General features: G+C 37.9%; 14 protein-coding genes. 10 read left to right on the top strand and 4 right to left on the bottom strand.

All coding sequences use genetic code 11. The features are described from left to right. Positions 1–5: 5 nt before the first annotated feature. From zwf to edd, 3 genes are read left to right on the top strand one after another with little or no spacing between them, the layout of a single operon-like run. On the top strand, positions 6–1,478 hold the full coding sequence (gene zwf / locus FJG96_RS04195) for a glucose-6-phosphate dehydrogenase (RefSeq protein ID WP_139412874.1): 1,473 nt from the start codon (positions 6–8) through the stop codon (positions 1,476–1,478). A gap of 17 nt (positions 1,479–1,495) precedes the next feature. Next, positions 1,496–2,248, top strand: a complete 753-nt coding sequence (pgl, locus tag FJG96_RS04200) for a 6-phosphogluconolactonase (protein ID WP_005773994.1) — start codon at positions 1,496–1,498, stop codon at positions 2,246–2,248. A gap of 58 nt (positions 2,249–2,306) precedes the next feature. Further along, positions 2,307–4,130 (top strand): phosphogluconate dehydratase, encoded by a 1,824-nt coding sequence (edd, locus tag FJG96_RS04205; RefSeq protein ID WP_139412875.1) that lies wholly within the window; start codon positions 2,307–2,309, stop codon positions 4,128–4,130. A gap of 65 nt (positions 4,131–4,195) precedes the next feature. On the opposite strand, the gene folD is transcribed toward edd, so the two are convergent. Next, positions 4,196–5,095, bottom strand: a complete 900-nt coding sequence (gene folD / locus FJG96_RS04210; protein ID WP_139412876.1) for a bifunctional methylenetetrahydrofolate dehydrogenase/methenyltetrahydrofolate cyclohydrolase FolD — start codon at positions 5,093–5,095, stop codon at positions 4,196–4,198. A gap of 320 nt (positions 5,096–5,415) precedes the next feature. Here folD and FJG96_RS04215 point away from each other — a divergent pair, with 320 nt between their 5' ends. Then, entirely contained in the window at positions 5,416–7,296 is a 1,881-nt protein-coding gene (locus FJG96_RS04215) for an AsmA family protein (RefSeq protein WP_139412877.1), read from the top strand. A gap of 318 nt (positions 7,297–7,614) precedes the next feature. On the opposite strand, the gene FJG96_RS08850 is transcribed toward FJG96_RS04215, so the two are convergent. After that, the gene (locus FJG96_RS08850; RefSeq protein WP_005773989.1) at positions 7,615–7,758 is read right to left on the bottom strand and encodes a hypothetical protein; all 144 of its coding nucleotides are present in this window, start codon (positions 7,756–7,758) and stop codon (positions 7,615–7,617) included. A gap of 233 nt (positions 7,759–7,991) precedes the next feature. Between FJG96_RS08850 and FJG96_RS04220 the strand changes: the two genes are divergently transcribed. The 3 genes from FJG96_RS04220 (at position 7,992) to FJG96_RS04235 (ending at position 13,355) form a co-directional block, all read left to right on the top strand. Continuing rightward, complete coding sequence (locus FJG96_RS04220; RefSeq protein WP_139412878.1) at positions 7,992–8,735, top strand: 16S rRNA (uracil(1498)-N(3))-methyltransferase; 744 nt, start codon at positions 7,992–7,994, stop codon at positions 8,733–8,735. A gap of 68 nt (positions 8,736–8,803) precedes the next feature. Further along, entirely contained in the window at positions 8,804–10,177 is a 1,374-nt protein-coding gene (locus FJG96_RS04225) for a glutamate--cysteine ligase (RefSeq protein ID WP_139412879.1), read from the top strand. Between the two features lie 1,822 nt (positions 10,178–11,999). Next, complete coding sequence (locus FJG96_RS04235; RefSeq protein ID WP_005773985.1) at positions 12,000–13,355, top strand: L-cystine transporter; 1,356 nt, start codon at positions 12,000–12,002, stop codon at positions 13,353–13,355. A 7-nt stretch (positions 13,356–13,362) separates the two neighbouring features. Here the strand turns inward: FJG96_RS04235 and FJG96_RS04240 are convergent, their stop codons facing one another. Further along, complete coding sequence (locus tag FJG96_RS04240) at positions 13,363–14,241, bottom strand: methyltransferase domain-containing protein (protein WP_139412881.1); 879 nt, start codon at positions 14,239–14,241, stop codon at positions 13,363–13,365. A gap of 197 nt (positions 14,242–14,438) precedes the next feature. Here FJG96_RS04240 and FJG96_RS04245 point away from each other — a divergent pair, with 197 nt between their 5' ends. Further along, positions 14,439–15,227 carry a ComF family protein gene (locus tag FJG96_RS04245; RefSeq protein WP_139412882.1) on the top strand — a complete coding sequence of 263 codons (789 nt, stop codon included), beginning with the start codon at positions 14,439–14,441 and terminating at the stop codon, positions 15,225–15,227. A gap of 46 nt (positions 15,228–15,273) precedes the next feature. Next, positions 15,274–15,528, top strand: a complete 255-nt coding sequence (grxC, locus tag FJG96_RS04250) for a glutaredoxin 3 (protein WP_139412883.1) — start codon at positions 15,274–15,276, stop codon at positions 15,526–15,528. Between the two features lie 39 nt (positions 15,529–15,567). Here the strand turns inward: grxC and ubiG are convergent, their stop codons facing one another. Further along, positions 15,568–16,311 (bottom strand): bifunctional 2-polyprenyl-6-hydroxyphenol methylase/3-demethylubiquinol 3-O-methyltransferase UbiG, encoded by a 744-nt coding sequence (gene ubiG / locus FJG96_RS04255; protein ID WP_139412884.1) that lies wholly within the window; start codon positions 16,309–16,311, stop codon positions 15,568–15,570. Positions 16,312–16,500: 189 nt separating this feature from the next. Between ubiG and FJG96_RS04260 the strand changes: the two genes are divergently transcribed. After that, a complete protein-coding gene (locus FJG96_RS04260) occupies positions 16,501–17,757 on the top strand; it encodes an aspartate kinase (RefSeq protein ID WP_139412885.1) in 1,257 nt (418 codons plus the stop codon). The last annotated feature ends 51 nt before the right edge of the window (positions 17,758–17,808 follow it).

Consider the following 17,808-nt stretch of genomic DNA (forward strand, 5'->3'; position numbering starts at 1 on the left):
AGTCCATGGTAAGTAAAATTATTCCAGTTTCTCCCTTTGATTGTATTGTTTTTGGTGGTAACGGTGACTTAGCAGCGCGCAAACTTATGCCTGCTCTCTATCATTGTCAGTGTGTTGGGCAATTTAATGAGCCCACGCGTATTATTGGGGTTGCACGTTCTGCATGGAGTAATGAAGAATATCAAAATTTTGTTCGTGCGTCTTTAGAAACACATATTCATAAGGAAGATCTCAATTCAACTGAACTCCATCGTTTTCTTGCACGTTTAACTTACGTTTCTGTTGATGTTTCCTCAAACCGAGGGTGGCAAGATCTTGCGCTGGTATTGTCACAAGATTCAGCAGATATTCAAGCTTTTTATTTGGCTGTTGGTTCGTCGCTTTTTGCTGATATTGCGATGCAATTGGGCAAAAGCAATTTGGTGACGCCACAAACACGAATTATCATTGAAAAACCTATTGGCCGTGATGTAAAAACAGCTATTTCGCTTAACGATGCATTTGCAAGTGTCTGTAATGAAGATCAAATCTTTCGCATTGATCATTATCTTGGCAAGGAAACGGTTCAAAATTTGATGGCATTGCGATTTGTGAATACACTTTATGAGCCGTTATGGAATTCCAATTATATTGATCATGTTCAAATAACGGTTGCTGAATCTTTAGGTTTGGAAGGGCGTGCAGAATATTATGAGAGTGCAGGTGCACTACGCGATATGGTGCAAAACCATATGTTGCAATTGCTCTGTTTGGTGGCGATGGAAATACCATTTGCGAATAAAGCAAATGCTGTGCGTGATGAAAAATTGAAAGTTTTGCATTCTTTAACACCTCTTGAGATTCATAATGTAGAACAACATACTGTGCGTGGGCAGTATGTTGCTGGTACATTGAATGGTGTTCGTGTGGGATCTTATCTTGAAGACTTGGGAAGAGCAAGTGAGAGCGAAACATTTGTAGCGTTAAAGGTTAAGATTAATAATTGGCGTTGGGCAGATACGCCTTTTTATTTACGAACTGGTAAGCGTATGCCTACGCGAATGTCTGAAATTGTGGTTGTTTTCAAATCCATTCCACATAATATTTTTAATGTAGATTCGGATGAGATTTTTTCTAATCGGCTTGTTATTCGTCTCCAGCCTGATGAAGGCGTCAAACAATGGCTGATGATTAAGGATCCAGGTCCTGGTGGTATGCGATTTCGTCATATCCCCTTGGATATGAGTTTTGCTTCTGCATTTTCTCAACGTAATCCTGATGCTTATGAACGCTTATTGATGGATGTTATTCGTGGAGATCAAACACTCTTTATGCGTCGTGACGAAGTTGAAGCGGCTTGGCGTTGGATTGATCCTATTATTGAGGGATGGCAAGCAATAAAGCAGCCTGTTCATGGTTATAGTGCTGGTTCATGGGGCCCCATTGCTTCGACGATTTTAATGGAACGTGATGGACGTATATGGAACAATTTAGTTTAGAGCAATAAGCAGTAAGTGTGCATGGAATGAATATTGACCGTTTAAATTTTGAAACACCCACGACTCTTGCTTTAGCATTGGCTGACCGTGTTGCAGCAGAGCTTAGTATAGCTGTTCTTGAGCGCAAACGTGCAATTTTAGCAGTTTCTGGTGGAAAAACACCAGAATTGTTTTTTCATTATTTATCAAAGGCTGACATTGACTGGCAAAATATTATCATCACTTTGGTTGATGAGCGTTTTGTACCAGCTCACCATGAGCGTTCAAATGAACATATGGTACAGCGTTATTTGTTGCAAAATTTTGCTGCAAAAGCGCGTTTTGTAGGACTTTATCATAAGGCACGCACCGTTGAACTTGCAGCTTTTTCAGCAGCAAGTCGTGTTAATACTTTGCCTAAACCCTTTGATGTTATTGTTTTAGGAATGGGGATTGATGGACATACGGCTTCCTTTTTTCCTGATGCTGATCGTTTAAAGCAAGCCCTTGATCTTCGAACACAAGCACTTGTTTTACCACTTCATGCCAAGAGTGCTTTTGAGCCAAGACTCTCACTAACTTTGCCAGTTATTATGCAATCGCGTTGTATTATTCTCCATTTTGAAGGTTTTCAGAAACGCGATTGTTTTGAAGAAGCTTGTCAAGATGGATCTGAAATAGAGATGCCGATTCGGGCAATTTTGCGTAATTCCCCTCATCTTGTGCAGGTTTATTGGTCACCTGCAGAAAATGAAATAAGTGAATCAGAACATGAGAGACAAGAGGAATAGAAACGCAATCTCTCTTTAATGAATAATGGAGAGAAATAATGAAAGGGGGGAAGTAAATATGGCACTTTCCAAGATAATTGCTACAGTTACACGAAGGATTTATGAACGTTCTCGATCAACACGGGAAATTTATTTAGAGCGCATCGCGAACGCACAAACCCACCGTCCCAAGCGAAGTCTTTTGGGATGCGCTAATCAAGCACATGGTTTTGCTGCTTGTGGTGCAATAGACAAAGAGCGTTTGAAGGGAGATATCGTTGGAAATATTGGCATTATTACGGCCTATAACGATATGCTTTCAGCGCATCAACCTTTTGAAAAGTTTCCTCACTTAATTAAAGAAGCGGCCCGTATGGTTGGTGGTGTTGCACAGGTAGCAGGGGGTGTTCCTGCGATGTGCGATGGTGTTACGCAGGGGAATACAGGGATGGAGCTTTCCCTTTTTTCACGTGAAGTGATTGCAATGGCGACAGCGATAAGCTTATCACACAATGTCTTTGATGCAGCACTTTATCTTGGGGTGTGTGATAAAATCGTTCCTGGTTTATTGATCGGTGCACTAACATTTGGTCACTTACCAGGAATTTTTATACCCGCTGGTCCTATGACAACGGGTCAAGGTAATGATGAAAAAGCAAAAATACGTCAACTTTACGCGGAAAATAAAATAGATCGCCAAACCTTGTTGGAGTCAGAAGCCCGTTCTTATCATGGACCAGGAACATGTACATTTTACGGAACTGCTAACTCAAATCAGGTGATACTGGAGATGATGGGGCTGCATATGCCGGGAGCTTCTTTTGTTAATGCAAATACACCGTTGCGTGATGCTCTAACAAAAGAAGCGACAAAGCGTGTACTTGAAATGACAGATCTTGGTGATCATTATAGACCACTTGGTATGATCATCGATGAGCGTTCTTTTGTGAACGCCATTGTAGGGTTAAATGCAACAGGAGGTTCTACCAATCATACGATTCATTTGATGGCTATAGCTGCCGCTTGCGGTATTCAATTGACGTGGCGTGATATTGCAGAAATTTCATGCCATGTACCTCTCTTAGCACGAATTTATCCGAATGGTTTGGCTGATATCAATCATTTTCATGCTGCAGGGGGAATAGGATTTATTATTCGTGAGCTTATTGAAGCCGGTTTAGTGCATGAAGATGTTTCTACAGTTTTTGGTAAAGATCTCAATGCTTATGCCATTGAAGCCAAACTTTCTGCTGATGGCGGTGTGGTACGTGAACCGGCTCTCAAGGAGAGTGGTGATCATAAGGTGTTAGCAGGGTGGAAAAAACCATTTCAGCCTGACGGTGGTCTTCGTGTTTTATCGGGAGATTTGGGAACAGCTATTATAAAAGTTTCATCTGTTAAAGAAGAATATTGGCAGATTAAAGCACCAGTCCTTGTCTTTAATGATCAAGAGGAGCTCCAAAAATCTTTTCAATCTGGAGCGTTGCATGATAAAGATTTCATTGCTGTTATTCGCTACCAAGGACCAAAAGCCAATGGGATGCCAGAGCTTCATAAATTAACCACTATTTTAAGCGTTTTACAAGATCGCGGTCAAAGGATAGCATTGATAACCGATGGGCGTATGTCCGGAGCATCAGGAAAAATTCCTGCTGCCATCCATGTGACACCAGAAGCTTTGGATAATGGTCCCATTGCGCGGTTGCAAGATGGTGACATTGTTTTCCTCGATGTTCATGGGGGTAAATTAACTCTTTTAGAGGATTTAGCAAAATTTAATGCACGAATAGTCATCCCCCCTGATCTTTCAAAAAATGAACAGGGTGTTGGACGCGAACTCTTTCGTGTTTTCCGTCAATCGGTTAATCGCGCAGATCAAGGAGCATCTGTTTTTATGACATGAGAAATGCAAAAAGAAACAAAGTGAACCATGCGCAATGAAGTCATGTACAATGATTGTTAAAATTTTTAGAATTTGGGTATAGGAAGATTGTGTAATCGGGCAGCGGTTTTGAGTGTATTAACCATAAGCATAGCAATTGTCATGGGGCCAACACCTCCTGGAACAGGGGTAATTGCAGCAGCTTTTTCTTTTACATTTTCAAAATCGACATCTCCAACAAGACGCGTTTTTCCTACACCTTTTTCTGGTGCGGCAATGCGGTTAATACCAACATCAATAACAATTGCACCATTTTTCACCCAGTCTTTTTTAATCATTTGAGGACGGCCTACAGCCGCTACGAGAATATCGGCGCTCCGACATACATCATCAAGGTCACGGGTACGACTATGGGCAATTGTCACAGTAGCATTGGCTGCTGTTAAAAGAGCAGCCATAGGTTTTCCAACAATATTAGAACGTCCAACAACAACAGCATCCAGTCCAGATAAATCACGCCCACAGTGTTGTTCAATCATCATCATGGCACCAGCTGGTGTACAGGGAATAATAGCATCATCAAGTGCATTTGCTGCGAGTTTTCCTACATTGACATAATGGAAACCATCAACATCTTTTTGAAAAGCAACGGCTTGTGTTATGCGATTTGTATTGATGTGGGCGGGAAGAGGGAGCTGTACTAAAATACCATGAATTTTGGGGTCAGAATTTAACATTGCAATAAGTTGAAGAAGCTCTTTTTCTTGCGTTTCTTTGGAAATGACATGTTTAATTGAAAGAAACCCACATTCTTCAGCTTTTTTATTTTTTGAGGAGACATAGACTTGGCTTGCAGGATCGTCTCCAACGATAATGACAGCGATACTAGGTTGTATATTATAGTTATTTCGGAGTTTTGTTGTTTCAGCCTTAACTTTCACAATAATCTCTTCAGCAAGTTTTTTTCCGTCAATAATATTATTCATGAGAGAGATCCTTTCGGTAAGGCTGTTTGTTTTTTTGTAAAGCATTTTCTAATAATACGATAGAGTTTTATAGCAATATTCATAGGGGAACAGTAAGAATGGTTTGATAATGTTGTGGATTTATAGTTTTAGAAGACGTTTAAATAATTGTTTTATGAAGAAGCAACAATATTGCTGTTTAAATAAACTTTGGATAAAGAACAAAAATAATGAAAATACAAAATGGATATGGTGAATTATGGGGGTATAAGAAGTCTTATTAACGATTATTTAAGTTTGTTTTTAATCTGTTACTAGGGGAATATGTGTAGAGGGATATTGTGCGCATCAGAATAGTAAAATTTTTGAGCGGAATTTTTATTACAATTATCTTTTTATTTGGGGTGGGGATTCTCGTTTTACCGTATCTTATCTCTACAGATTTGATTCGTGTTCGTTTAGCGCAAGAGTTAAGTGCATGGACGGGCTATAATGTGCAATTGCGTGATCCACCGCGGTTAAATCTTTTCCCTTATCCTAAAGCGTGGCTTTCCGGTGTTACTTTATCATCAAAAATGGATGATGTTGCGCCACTCATGGAAGCTGAATCCATAGAAGTTGATCTTTCTGTTGTCGACCTTCTTTGGGGGCGTGTTTCTTTTTCAGAAACGCGCATTATGCGTCCTCAATTTGTTATGGAAAAGCCCGTTAAAACAATGGCAGATTTTTTTGATCGATTTTCTCGCTCACAAGGCACGTTAGGATTAGCCATACGCAAGGCGCGTGAAATATTAAAACACAACCCTGATCATCCAGAGATAGAGCATCTTTTAAAACAACCTTTTGGGCGGGTTGTCATTGAAAATGGTTCTCTTGTTTATCATGATAGTCTTTCAGGAATAGCAGAAAAAATAACAGGATTAAATGCGACTTTAGATTGGCCAGAATCGACAGAGGAAGTACGGTTGCGTGCAGATGCTCGTTGGCGCGGAGAATTTACAAAATTATCAATTGATGCTTCTCAAGTATTGTTGCTTTTGGCAGGAGGAAAAAGCCAGATTAAGGCAAGCCTCAATTCTGTACGTGGGGGAATAACCTTTACAGGACAGGCTAGGTTATCTGAATATTATATTTTTGACGGAAAGGTGTCGATGCGTTCTCCGGGATGGAATCAGACATTGTCTTGGATTGGAGAGAATCAGTTTTGGGGATATAGATTAAAGGCCCCTATTGTATGGGAATCTCATTTTTTAGCGCGGCCCATGCATATCCAAATGAACAATGTTGCATTTACGGTGGGGAAAGCTAATGCACGTGGGGCTTTGGAACTTGATTTTCAAGATTATGTACCAAATATCATGGGCTCTTTAGCATTTGATAATCTAGACCTTAACCTTTTGAGTTCACTGTTTTTGGGGGTTAAAAAAGAAAATTCATTCTTTGATATGGCGCTTTTTGATCATATTGGGGTGGATATACGACTTTCTGCACCACAAGCCAAAATAGAAAATATTTCACTCACAAATTTAGCTGCTGCAATACAAATAAAAAAGGGGCATGGGATTTTTGATCTTGGACATGCAAATATTTGGGGTGGATCCGTTCAAAGTACTATTGAAGTTACGCCTACTGGGCAGAAAATACGTATTGGAGGAAATATTTCAGGGGCTTCCATTGATACGCAGGAGGCTTTAGAAGCCTTAGGATTTATTCCATTTGTACAGAGCAAAGCAAATTTTACTGCAACGATACAAACACTTGCGGGTTCTTGGATGGAAGTTTTTACAAAAATGCAGGGTGGATTAACACTAAAGATGTCTTCTGGGCGGCTCTTAGGGTATGATTTGAATGAATTACAAACACAACTTTCAAGCAAACAACAATTTCTTTTAACCAATAATGATTCTCTCTCCACAAGTTTTGATCACTGGGATATTCAGACAAGCCTTTCAGCAGCTGTGATGAAAGTGACAGAGTCATTGATGTGTACAGCAGACTTGAGTTTATCCATACAGGGGACTGTTACACCTGCTCTTGCTCAAGAGCAGCAGAATGAATTGATATTACAGGCACAATTGCGCAAAAATCATAGATCAGAAACTTTATGTAAAGATGTCCAATGTCTTGCTAACAGCCTTGCATGGCCTTTTACATTTTCTCTGAGCTCTAAAGGACAAGATCATGGTAGTTTTTTGGTTACAAAAGACATTGACGCAGATTGAGTATTGTTTTTCATCTGCATAACACTCTATTCGATAATAATAATTCGTCTCTTTGCAATTTAAAGTCGTTTTTAAATTTAAATAAGAGATTTCAAGATCATAAGATTCTCGTACTTTCTATTCGTGATGAAACTAAGAATCCTCCTCTTTGTCAGATAAATGCAGTTGTTATGTAAATAAAAAAATTTAAGAGAGGAATAAAAACACCTCTCTCTGTAATTTTTCAAATACAGGAGAGTTATAATATGCGCGCAAATCTTAGAAAATTGCTACAAAATATTTTGTTGCCTTAAAATGTTCAGGCATATCAACCAGAACTTATTGAATCTGAGAAGAAATACCATATCCATCTTTGGTCACTGTATGCTTTCCATCTGCTCCAACAGAACCAATACCCACTGTAATCAAAATAAAGGCTAAGAGGGTTGTAATCGTAATAATTGTAGCTTTTTTAGCAGACATATCTTTCCTCCACTGATGCATGAATGACTGAATGCAGAGATGAATGGTGTATTATTTAAATTTGTATGAAAGCAGAATCACTTAATGATCTATTGGTTCCTATCATTATCTCATAAAGTTAAAAAAACTCTATAATTCTTTAATATATTATAGTTCTATAGATATATTTTTTTCTTTTTGTTATATCTTTTTCTTCATTTCTTGATGACAATAGTAAGCATTGGCAAGATTTTATGCGCATAAACTATAAACTTAAAAGATTATTTATCCGACAGACATTGGCTTTGAATGAAGAAATAAAGATAGAAGGGGCACAAGCTTTTTATCTTGTGCATGTTTTGCGGATGAAAGAAGGAGCAGAAATTCTACTTTTTAATGGACAGGATGGTGAGTGGCTTGCTAAACTTATTATTGTTAAGAAAAAATTTGTTTTAGTTCAGCTTATTCATCAAGAAAGATTACAAACGACGCATTCCAATCTTATTTATTGCTTTGCTCCACTCAAAAACGCGCGGTTGGATTATATGGTGCAGAAGGCTGTTGAAATGGGGGTATCGGTTTTGCAGCCTGTTATAACGCATCATACACAGGTTACGCGTATCAATATGGCGCGTATGAAAGCCAATGTGATTGAAGCTTCTGAACAATGTGGTATTTTATCTCTCCCTGAATGCGTATCCGCTCTATCATTAGTAGAGCTTTTAGCACGTTGGGATGAGACGCAGCCTTTGTTCTTTTGTGATGAAGAGCATCAATCGCATAATCCATTATCTTCTTTTAAAAAGCGTGATGTTACAGCACCTGGTGTTCTCATTGGACCAGAAGGTGGATTTAGTGAAGAAGAGCGGAGCTTTTTAAAAAAGCATCCTTTTGTGGTTTCAATATCATTAGGTCCACGCATTTTACGCGCTGATACTGCTGCTGTTGCGGCTTTGGCTCTTCTTAATGTTACCGTAGGGGATTGGTCAATGGATTGAGATGTCTGTAAAATCTTTCTAAACAATTCATTTAAGATGATAATACTAATGATAGGATACGATAAGTTATGGCGCTTGATGTAATGGATGAAAGTGAAGTTTATAACTTAGATTCCTTGGTTAGCTATTTCCAAGGGGGGTATAAAGCAGAAGAAGATTGGCGTATTGGTACAGAACATGAGAAATTTCCGTTTTATAGAGATGGTTTTCATCCTGTTCCTTATCACGGAGAGAGAGGAATTCGAGCGCTGTTAGAGGGGATGCAAAGCGCTTTAGGATGGAAACCTATTTTAGATGAAGGGAATATTATTGGGCTTGTAGGATCAATTGATCAGGGGGCTATTTCTTTGGAACCTGGGGGACAGTTTGAATTATCTGGGGCACCATTAAAAACAGTAGGTCAGACGTATCATGAGTTAATAGAACATTTAACGCTTCTCAAGAAAATTGCAGAACCATTGGGTATTGGTTTTTTGGGGATGGGAGCGAGCCCAAAGTGGACGTTAGCAGAAACGCCGAAAATGCCTAAATCACGTTATCAGATTATGACTGATTATATGCCGAAAGTCGGGCATAATGGTCTGAATATGATGTATCGCACATCAACAGTTCAAGTTAATCTTGATTTTTCATCTGAAAGTGATATGCGGCGAAAAATGCAAGTATCTATGAAGTTACAGTCTGTTGCGACTGCATTATTTGCAAGTTCACCTTTTACAGAAGGACGTCCAAATGGCTTTTTGTCATGGCGTTCTGAAATTTGGCGTGATACGGATAATCACAGGACAGGTGTTCTTCCCTTTATATTCTCTGAGCATTTTGGTTTTGCTGATTACGTTGAATGGGCCCTTGATGTTCCCATGTATTTTGTTGTACGTGATGGTCGTTATTATGATTGTACACATATAACGTTTCGTCAGTTTATGAATGGAGCATTAAGAGGACACGTTGCAAATTCAATTCCGAATATGGGAGATTGGATTAATCACTTATCAACGTTATTTCCTGAAGTCCGCTTAAAAAGATTTTTAGAAATGAGAGGCGCTGATTGCGGTTCTTGGAAGCGTATCTGTGCATTGTCGGCTTTTTGGGTTGGGCTTCTTTATGATAGAGAGGCGCTTAACGATGCAGAGGCTTTGACTAAAGATTGGTGTTTTGAAGAAGTTTTAGATATGCGCCAACGCGTTCCCAAAGAAGGGTTTAAAACTCCTTTTCGTCAAACCATTCTTTTAGAATTAGCCCGTCAAGCTATTGCTATTGCACGCAAGGGCTTAAAAAATCGCAAACAGTATGATGCAAATGGTTTTGATGAAACAAATTTTCTTAATCCTTTAGAAGAGGTTGTGGCAACAGGGCAAACAGATGCTGAAAAACTTTTGTCTCATTACTCTTCTATTTGGAATGAGTCTGTAGAACCTATATTTTTAGAATGTGCCTATTAAATTTAAAGCAAAGACACTTTGTATTCTTTTAGAACTGTATATCATAGGAGTAGTTCATTTATTTTAGAGAAAATATCCCCGTTTTTTTCAACATTGCTCATAAGGGATGCAATACAAAGATCTCGAGCATACTGAAAATTACTACGATAACGATATTTCTATAACCTCTATATTATATCGTTGTACTAGAGATTATTTGATCTATTTAGCTTATTCCTCTTATGAAGGGGAATAGAAAATAATTTTATTACTTTTAAATAAGGGATAAAAATATTATTTATATTCAATATGTATAAAATACGAAGTATTTTATTCTGTAGAGTAAAAATACAAAATCTTAGTTTGTTATGCTGGTAAGTCACAAATACTTCTTTTATTATTTAAAAATGTAGAGTATGCTTCCTAACGGCTTGTTGCTTCCGTGTTTTAAGAGCAAGATTGCATAGGGATTCGTATACCTTTTTTGTGACATTATACGGTATCGTTATACAATCATCATGAAGGCAATAGCTGGATTTTTTAATGGGTAGGAAAACTATGAAGGATCATTTTCTCTATACGGATAATTTGTTCTTTTTGGTTAATTCTCGTTGGAGCATATAGAAAATTTTTACGTATTCAAACATCAGATTACTAAAAGTCTTCTTCAAGTTTTTCGAGGGAAAGGTCTTTTCTCAATAAATAAAAAGCATCCTATTTTATTATTTAGCAGACCTGCATACGCATTGGAATTCCTTACTTAAAAATAGTAAAACATCCACAAAAAACGAGTAGCTTTGGGTAATACTTTAAAATATCTAATCATAAAGATTCACGTGTTGTTCTATTCGATATTTCTAAAACAATCCCTTATCTTATTCTGTAGATATGACAGGTTCCATCTTACTGTTAAATATTTTTATATATTCTTTTGCTATTTCCTCTTTTTCGCGATACCCTGAACTTTTACAGTTTTTATTGAGATATGACTGATAAAGTTCATCATACAGATTCAGATCGTTCACCTTCGTATATCCAAGTGATATTAATACAGCAAACAAAAGTATCAATAGAGAAGATAAAATAATAAATGTTATGGTACGTTTCATGAGTGATTTAACTCCTTATCTTTGATAAATAGACCGATATTGAATACGGCTATTATGACGGTTGATATCACTTAGTTTGGTCATATCGATAAGATATAGGGTATTTTTGTTGGCATTGTGTTTTAGATTGTATTAAATAATTATGTGCATTATTAGTTGTATTGCCGTTCAATAGGTATTATGGTTTTTCAAGCCTTCACATTTGCGATTTTTTTGTTATTGAGAGGGCATTTTTTATGCCTATAAAAAATTGCGAACAACAAAAAAGCTTCTTCTCCAAAAGTTTTTGAGAGTGCTGTCCATAAAATTGGCAAGAGGAGCTTGATAGTTTATTTTTCAGAAAATTCATGAATATTCGTTTGTTAATGAATCATTTTTAAAGAAAGCTTTTTTCAACTTAAAGGGAAAAAGAGAGTGATAAGGACTTTGATAAAATAAGATAGGTTGGAATTATTCAATATTAAAATGCAATGAAAGGTGTTTATATTTCTCTTTTTAAACTATTTGATAAGCTCTTTAATTTTAAAGAGTGGGGAAATAAATTTATTTATTTTCTTTAAACAGTTATTCGTAGATAAAAAATTCTCTTTTAATCTATAAATTAAAAAAATAATGATTTTTTAAAATCCTTATAAGTTTTATACCTTAGTTTTAAATATTATGCATTGATTTTGAATGATGCATATTATTCACCATCAATCATAACAATTGTGGATATAGACTGGGCATAGACAATGACATTTAATTTTTTCATCAATTTATTTCTATTTGTTATTTTTTTATTGTGGATTGCCCAAAGTAAAAGAATGCAATGGAGTCTTTCACGCCGTGTTATGTTGGGGCTTATCTTTGGCTTGATTTTTGGTGGTGTTTTGCAGGTTATTTATGGAGAAGGTGAAGTCACTTTATTGAAATCCGTTGAATGGTTTAACATTGTTGGGAATGGTTATATCTTGTTACTCCAAATGATTGTTATGCCATTAGTTTTTATCTCTATCGTTTCAGCGGTTGCTCATTTGCATTCTGTTTATGCTGTTGGACAAATGAGTATAATGACCATTTCAATATTACTCTTTACAACGGCTCTTTCAGCGTTGGTTGGCATTTTGGTTGTGAATGCCTTTGGTTTAACGGCAAATGGTTTGGTGCATGAAGGGCAAAATGTTTCCACTGTTCTTGGAGATCGTATTTCTCAGCTTGGAGATATGAATATTCCAAAGATGATTTTATCTTTAATTCCTAAAAACCCCTTTGCTGAGTTAAGTGGCTCCAAGCGTACATCAATTATCAGTGTTGTTATTTTTGCGTCATTTTTGGGAGCTGCGGTTCTTCTTTTGAAGAAAGATGAGCCAGAAAAAGGGGAAAAAGCACTTTTATTTATTCAAATAGCACAAGCTTGGATTATGCGGTTAGTTCGTCTTGTGATTGCTTTGACACCTTATGGTATTTTTGCACTTATGACAAAAGTAGGAGCATCTTCGCATGTTTCAGATATTTTAAATTTACTCGTTTTTATCATTGCCTCTTATGTCGGTATTATTTTAATTTTTGGAATACATGGTGTGCTGCTCGGCATATCAGGAATTAACCCCTTCCGTTTTTTCAAAAAAGTTTTACCAGTTTTGACATTTGCTTTTAGCAGTCGTTCAAGTGCTGCAAGTATTCCTTTGAATATTGAAGCGCAAACACAGTGGATAGGTGTACCGCAATCCATCGCGAGTTTTGCTGCTTCTTTTGGGGCAACAATTGGACAAAATGGGTGTGCTGGTCTTTATCCAGCAATGCTTGCGACCATGATTGCACCAACTATGGGGATTAATCCTCTTGATCCTACTTGGATTGCGACGCTTGTTGGGATTGTAACATTGAGTTCCATTGGTGTTGCTGGTGTAGGGGGAGGGGCTATTTTTGCAGCATTGATTGTGTTACCAATCATGGGACTTCCTGTAACTTTGGTTGCTGTCCTTATCTCTATTGAGCCGCTGATTGATATGGGACGTACCGCTTTAAATGTGAGTGATTCAATGATAGCAGGAACGATCACCAGTCAAATATTACGGACAACGGATAAAAGTATTTTTGAAAAATGATTTTGGGTTATATTTTTTTGGGTTTTAAAACCTCTGTAAGAGATATTTGCCCAGAACCAGGATGTAGAGGTTTTTGTTGATTGGGGTGAGGAGCCCAACCAGAGAGCCAGATGAAAGAAAAATGTGCACGAATACGTCCATCAGGATCACTAAATTTTTGTGCATAGATTTCAGCAGCGCGGAGAAAAAAGCGTTTGGAGACAGGGCGTCGTGAGCGATTGATGAGGGCATTTTGCATTCCCATCGCTTTAAGATCGTCCATAAGGTCAAACATTGTATTATAACGTATTGTAATCTCTTCAACATCTGCTACAGGAAGAGCAAATCCAACACGCTGTAAAAGAGCGCCTGCATCACGAATGTCGACAAAAGGATAGATTCTAGGGCTTGCTCCACCATAAATTTCAATTTCAGCTTGTAGGAGACATTCACGTAATTCTTTGAGTGTCCCTGCTCCTGTCATAACAGCTAGAAATAAACCATCTGGTTTAAGGGTGTTTTTTATCTGGCTTAGAACACCAGGGGTATCATTCGTCAATTGTAATGAAAGAAGTGAAACAATAAGATCACAATAGTTTTGAGGAAAATCAAGAAATTCTCGATGACGTAAATGAAATTTTTTATCATGGCTTTGATAAAGCGTATCGGTTTCAATACGTTCTATAGAACAAACCTTTCCAGATTTTATGAGAGCTTGCGTGGCAAGATCTGTATGGCTGTGTAAATCAAGAGCTAATGTAAAGAGGCGATCAACAGTTCTAAGACGTTGATAGAGATCTTCTGCCGTGAGAGAGAGTAAAAAGTCATATCCTTTTTTTGCTTTTTGGAAAGCGCGTTTGCGGAATTGTTCAATGCGGTTATGATCAAAAATTAAAGGATGGGCCATATTATGGAACACTTTCGATCTATGAAAGAATATATTTTGAAAAGGTTCATGTTTGCGCGCGCTCTGTCAAGTTTATAATGTGAAAGAAAAATAAGTTTATAGGGGCTTAAGAGTTTTTAAAGAAATTAAATTTATAAATTGAGGAAATACAAAGGAATTTTTGTTCTACGGGGAACTTGTAAAAGCCTAAATTTATAATGTTTTACTTTCGAGAAGCGGCTTTAAATAGCGGGGATGTGCTCAGTCAATTCATTGAGCGCTTTAAAACGATGCTTTATCCACCAATTTGTCCTGGATGTAAGCAAAATGTCTCTACTTATGGCACGATTTGCTCTGAATGTTGGAAAGATCTCCAATTTATTACGAAACCTTATTGTCCTGTTATGGGGACACCTTTTGTTTGTGATATGGGGGATGGTTTTCTCAGTGGTGAAGCGCTGCGTAATTCTTACCCTTTTTCACGTGTTCGCTCAGTCATTGTTCATAAAGGGCTTGCACGCACTTTGGTAACGCGCTTAAAATATGGTGATCATATAGAATTGGCCTCTTTTATGGCTAATTGGATGATATCTGCTGGACGTGAGGTTATTGATGAGTGTGATGTTATTATTCCCATTCCATTGCATTTTCGTCGTTTTTGGGAGAGGCGTTATAATCAATCTGCTGAGCTTGCGCGTTATATTGCAGCATCACAAAAAAAGCTTTTAAAACCCAGTTGGCTTGTTCGTTGTCGGCATACGCGCCCGCAGGTTAGTCTTTCTTCAAGAGAAAGAAAACTTAACGTAAAAAATGCTTTTAAGGTTTCGCATAAAGTTAAAAAATATCTCAAAGGATGTTCCGTTTTACTGATTGATGATGTATTTACAACGGGAGCAACAGTTACGGCAGCTGCTGCTGCACTAAAATATGCAGGTGCACGACGGGTTGATGTGCTAACATTTTCGCGTGTCCTTAAAGAAGATTCTATATTTCCTTCTTCTCAGTAGGAATTTAAAGTGGATATTATTAAAAAATATTTGGAGGATAATACTTATGAAAGAGATAATGATTTATACACGCCCCGGTTGTCCTTATTGCACAAAAGCACGTGATTTGCTTGATAAAAAAGGCGTAAAATATACAGATATTGATGCTTCCACGTCCCTTCGTCAAGAAATGGTACAGCGCGCGAATGGACGTAATACGTTTCCACAAATTTTTATAGGTGATTATCACGTTGGTGGTTGTGATGATCTTTACGCTTTAGAAGCTGAGGGAAAACTCAATTCTTTATTGCAAGGCATATAATCGCTGTAAATGACATACCCCTTAAGCTTATCATATTCCTTAAGACCGTTTTGCGAGAAGGAGATAGTTAACATCCATGTTTTTTGAGCGATTCCAGCTATCGTTTAATGGATTATAAGTAATCCCTATCTCATCAATAACAGTCAGAGCGTTTTTTGATAAGAAATTTTTAAGTTCTTGAGGTTTTAGGAATTTTTTATAATCATGGGTTCCTTTAGGGAGCCAACGGAGGATATATTCAGCGCCTACAATAGCAAGCCCCCATGCTTTCCACGTGCGGTTGAGTGTTGCAACAAACATCAACCCTTGTGGTTTTAGCATTTTTGCTGTCGCTTTTATGAAGAGATTAACGTCAGCGACATGTTCAACAACTTCCATATTAAGGATGATATCAAATTTTTCTCCTTCATTGGCGAGTGCTTCTGCTGTTGTCGTGCGATAATCAATTGAAAGGTTATTTTGGGCTGCATGGATTTTTGCAACTTCAATATTCGTTTGTGCGGCATCGACGCCCACAACAATAGCGCCAAGACGCGCCATGGGTTCACATAACAATCCTCCCCCACAGCCAATATCAAGAATTTTCAAATTATCAAAGGGCGTCAGTGAAACAGGGTCACGATTAAATTCTAAACAGATTTTTTCTCTGATGTAAGCAAGACGTGTTGGATTAAATTGATGAAGAGGTCGAAATTTTCCTTGTGGATTCCACCATTCTGTAGCAATTCGTGAGAAGTGATCAATTTCACTTTGATCAACAGTTGTTTGTGTTTCATCTCTCATGTTGCCTTCCTTTTATTTTTAATGATCAAGTCCAGTAGGTTTTATACAAAGTCAAGAAAAATTAATATAATCATAATGCAACTTGCACAAATGATAGATATTCGCTATGTCGAGAAAATGGTTAGTTTATAGAGCATCTTATTCTCATTATCGTTTGAGATAAGAGATGTAAAGGTAAGAGTGTTATTAATGGCGCGCATTGTCATGAAATTTGGTGGAACGTCTGTTGCAAACATTGAATGTATTCATAATGTTGCTCGGCATGTTAAAAGAGAGGTTGATGCAGGCCATGAAGTTGCCGTTGTAGTCTCTGCGATGGCCGGTAAAACCAATGAACTTGTTCAGTGGACGCGTGATGCTTCGCCTATCCATAGAGATGCTCGTGAATATGATGTTGTGGTTGCTTCTGGTGAACAGGTTACTTCAGGTTTGCTGGCTTTAACACTTCAAGAAATGGGTGTTGATGCACGTTCATGGCTTGGCTGGCAGATCCCTATTCATACAGACAATGCGCATGGTCGTGCACGTATTACTGATATTGATGGGTCTTTTTTAATAGAGCGTTTTCAGGAAGGTCAGGTTGCCGTTATTGCTGGTTTTCAGGGGTTAGCTCCGGATAATCGGATTTCTACCTTAGGGCGAGGAGGATCAGATACAAGTGCTGTTGCTATAGCCGCGGCTGTACAAGCTGATCGCTGTGATATTTATACGGATGTGGATGGTGTTTATACGACGGATCCACGTATAGAACCAAAAGCCCGCCGTTTACCAAAAGTAGCTTTTGAAGAAATGCTGGAAATGGCTTCTCTTGGAGCAAAAGTTTTACAGGTTCGTTCTGTTGAATTGGCCATGGTTCATAAGGTTCGTACCTTTGTACGTTCAAGTTTTGAGGATCCTGATGCATTAGGCATGGAGGATCCAATGAGTTCTTCTGGAACACTTATTTGCGATGAGGATGAAATCGTGGAACAACAAAATGTTACGGGTATTGCTTTTGCTAAGGATGAAGCACAAATTTCGCTGCGTCGGCTTGCCGACCGTCCAGGGATTTCGGCAGCAATTTTTGGTCCCTTGGCTGAAGAATGCATTAATGTTGATATGATTGTGCAAAATATTTCTGAAGATGGCTCAAAAACGGATATGACTTTTACGGTCCCATCAGCTGATGTAGAAAAAGCCGTTGCACTTCTTGAGAAAAATCGGAAAGAAATTGGATTTGATGTTCTCCAATTTGAAAGTGATCTTGCCAAAATATCTGTGATTGGTATTGGAATGCGCAGCCATGCAGGTGTTGCCGCTACAGCTTTTAAGGCTTTGGCTGAAAAGGGTATTAATATTCAAGCAATCACGACTTCTGAGATTAAGATTTCTGTTTTGATTGATAGCGCTTATACTGAACTTGCGGTGAGAACATTACATGCTGTTTATGGACTGGATAAGAGTTAAATATTTTTAAACGCTCAGTTTCAAGAACATTAAAGTTGTCATATGTATGAA

Source organism: Bartonella mastomydis (assembly GCF_900185775.1).
GTDB lineage: Bacteria > Pseudomonadota > Alphaproteobacteria > Rhizobiales > Rhizobiaceae > Bartonella > Bartonella elizabethae.

Bases quoted from the DNA above. Each gene is read 5' to 3' on its own strand.
- FJG96_RS08850 (WP_005773989.1), bottom strand. From the start codon at position 7,758: ATGTCTGCTAAAAAAGCTACAATTATTACGATTACAACCCTCTTAGCC.
- grxC (WP_139412883.1), top strand. From the start codon at position 15,274: ATGAAAGAGATAATGATTTATACACGCCCCGGTTGTCCTTATTGCACA.
- FJG96_RS04235 (WP_005773985.1), top strand. From the start codon at position 12,000: ATGACATTTAATTTTTTCATCAATTTATTTCTATTTGTTATTTTTTTA.
- ubiG (WP_139412884.1), bottom strand. From the start codon at position 16,311: ATGAGAGATGAAACACAAACAACTGTTGATCAAAGTGAAATTGATCAC.
- FJG96_RS04260 (WP_139412885.1), top strand. From the start codon at position 16,501: ATGGCGCGCATTGTCATGAAATTTGGTGGAACGTCTGTTGCAAACATT.
- edd (WP_139412875.1), top strand. From the start codon at position 2,307: ATGGCACTTTCCAAGATAATTGCTACAGTTACACGAAGGATTTATGAA.
- FJG96_RS04240 (WP_139412881.1), bottom strand. From the start codon at position 14,241: ATGGCCCATCCTTTAATTTTTGATCATAACCGCATTGAACAATTCCGC.
- folD (WP_139412876.1), bottom strand. From the start codon at position 5,095: ATGAATAATATTATTGACGGAAAAAAACTTGCTGAAGAGATTATTGTG.
- FJG96_RS04225 (WP_139412879.1), top strand. From the start codon at position 8,804: ATGGCGCTTGATGTAATGGATGAAAGTGAAGTTTATAACTTAGATTCC.
- FJG96_RS04245 (WP_139412882.1), top strand. From the start codon at position 14,439: ATGTTTTACTTTCGAGAAGCGGCTTTAAATAGCGGGGATGTGCTCAGT.
- FJG96_RS04220 (WP_139412878.1), top strand. From the start codon at position 7,992: ATGCGCATAAACTATAAACTTAAAAGATTATTTATCCGACAGACATTG.
- zwf (WP_139412874.1), top strand. From the start codon at position 6: ATGGTAAGTAAAATTATTCCAGTTTCTCCCTTTGATTGTATTGTTTTT.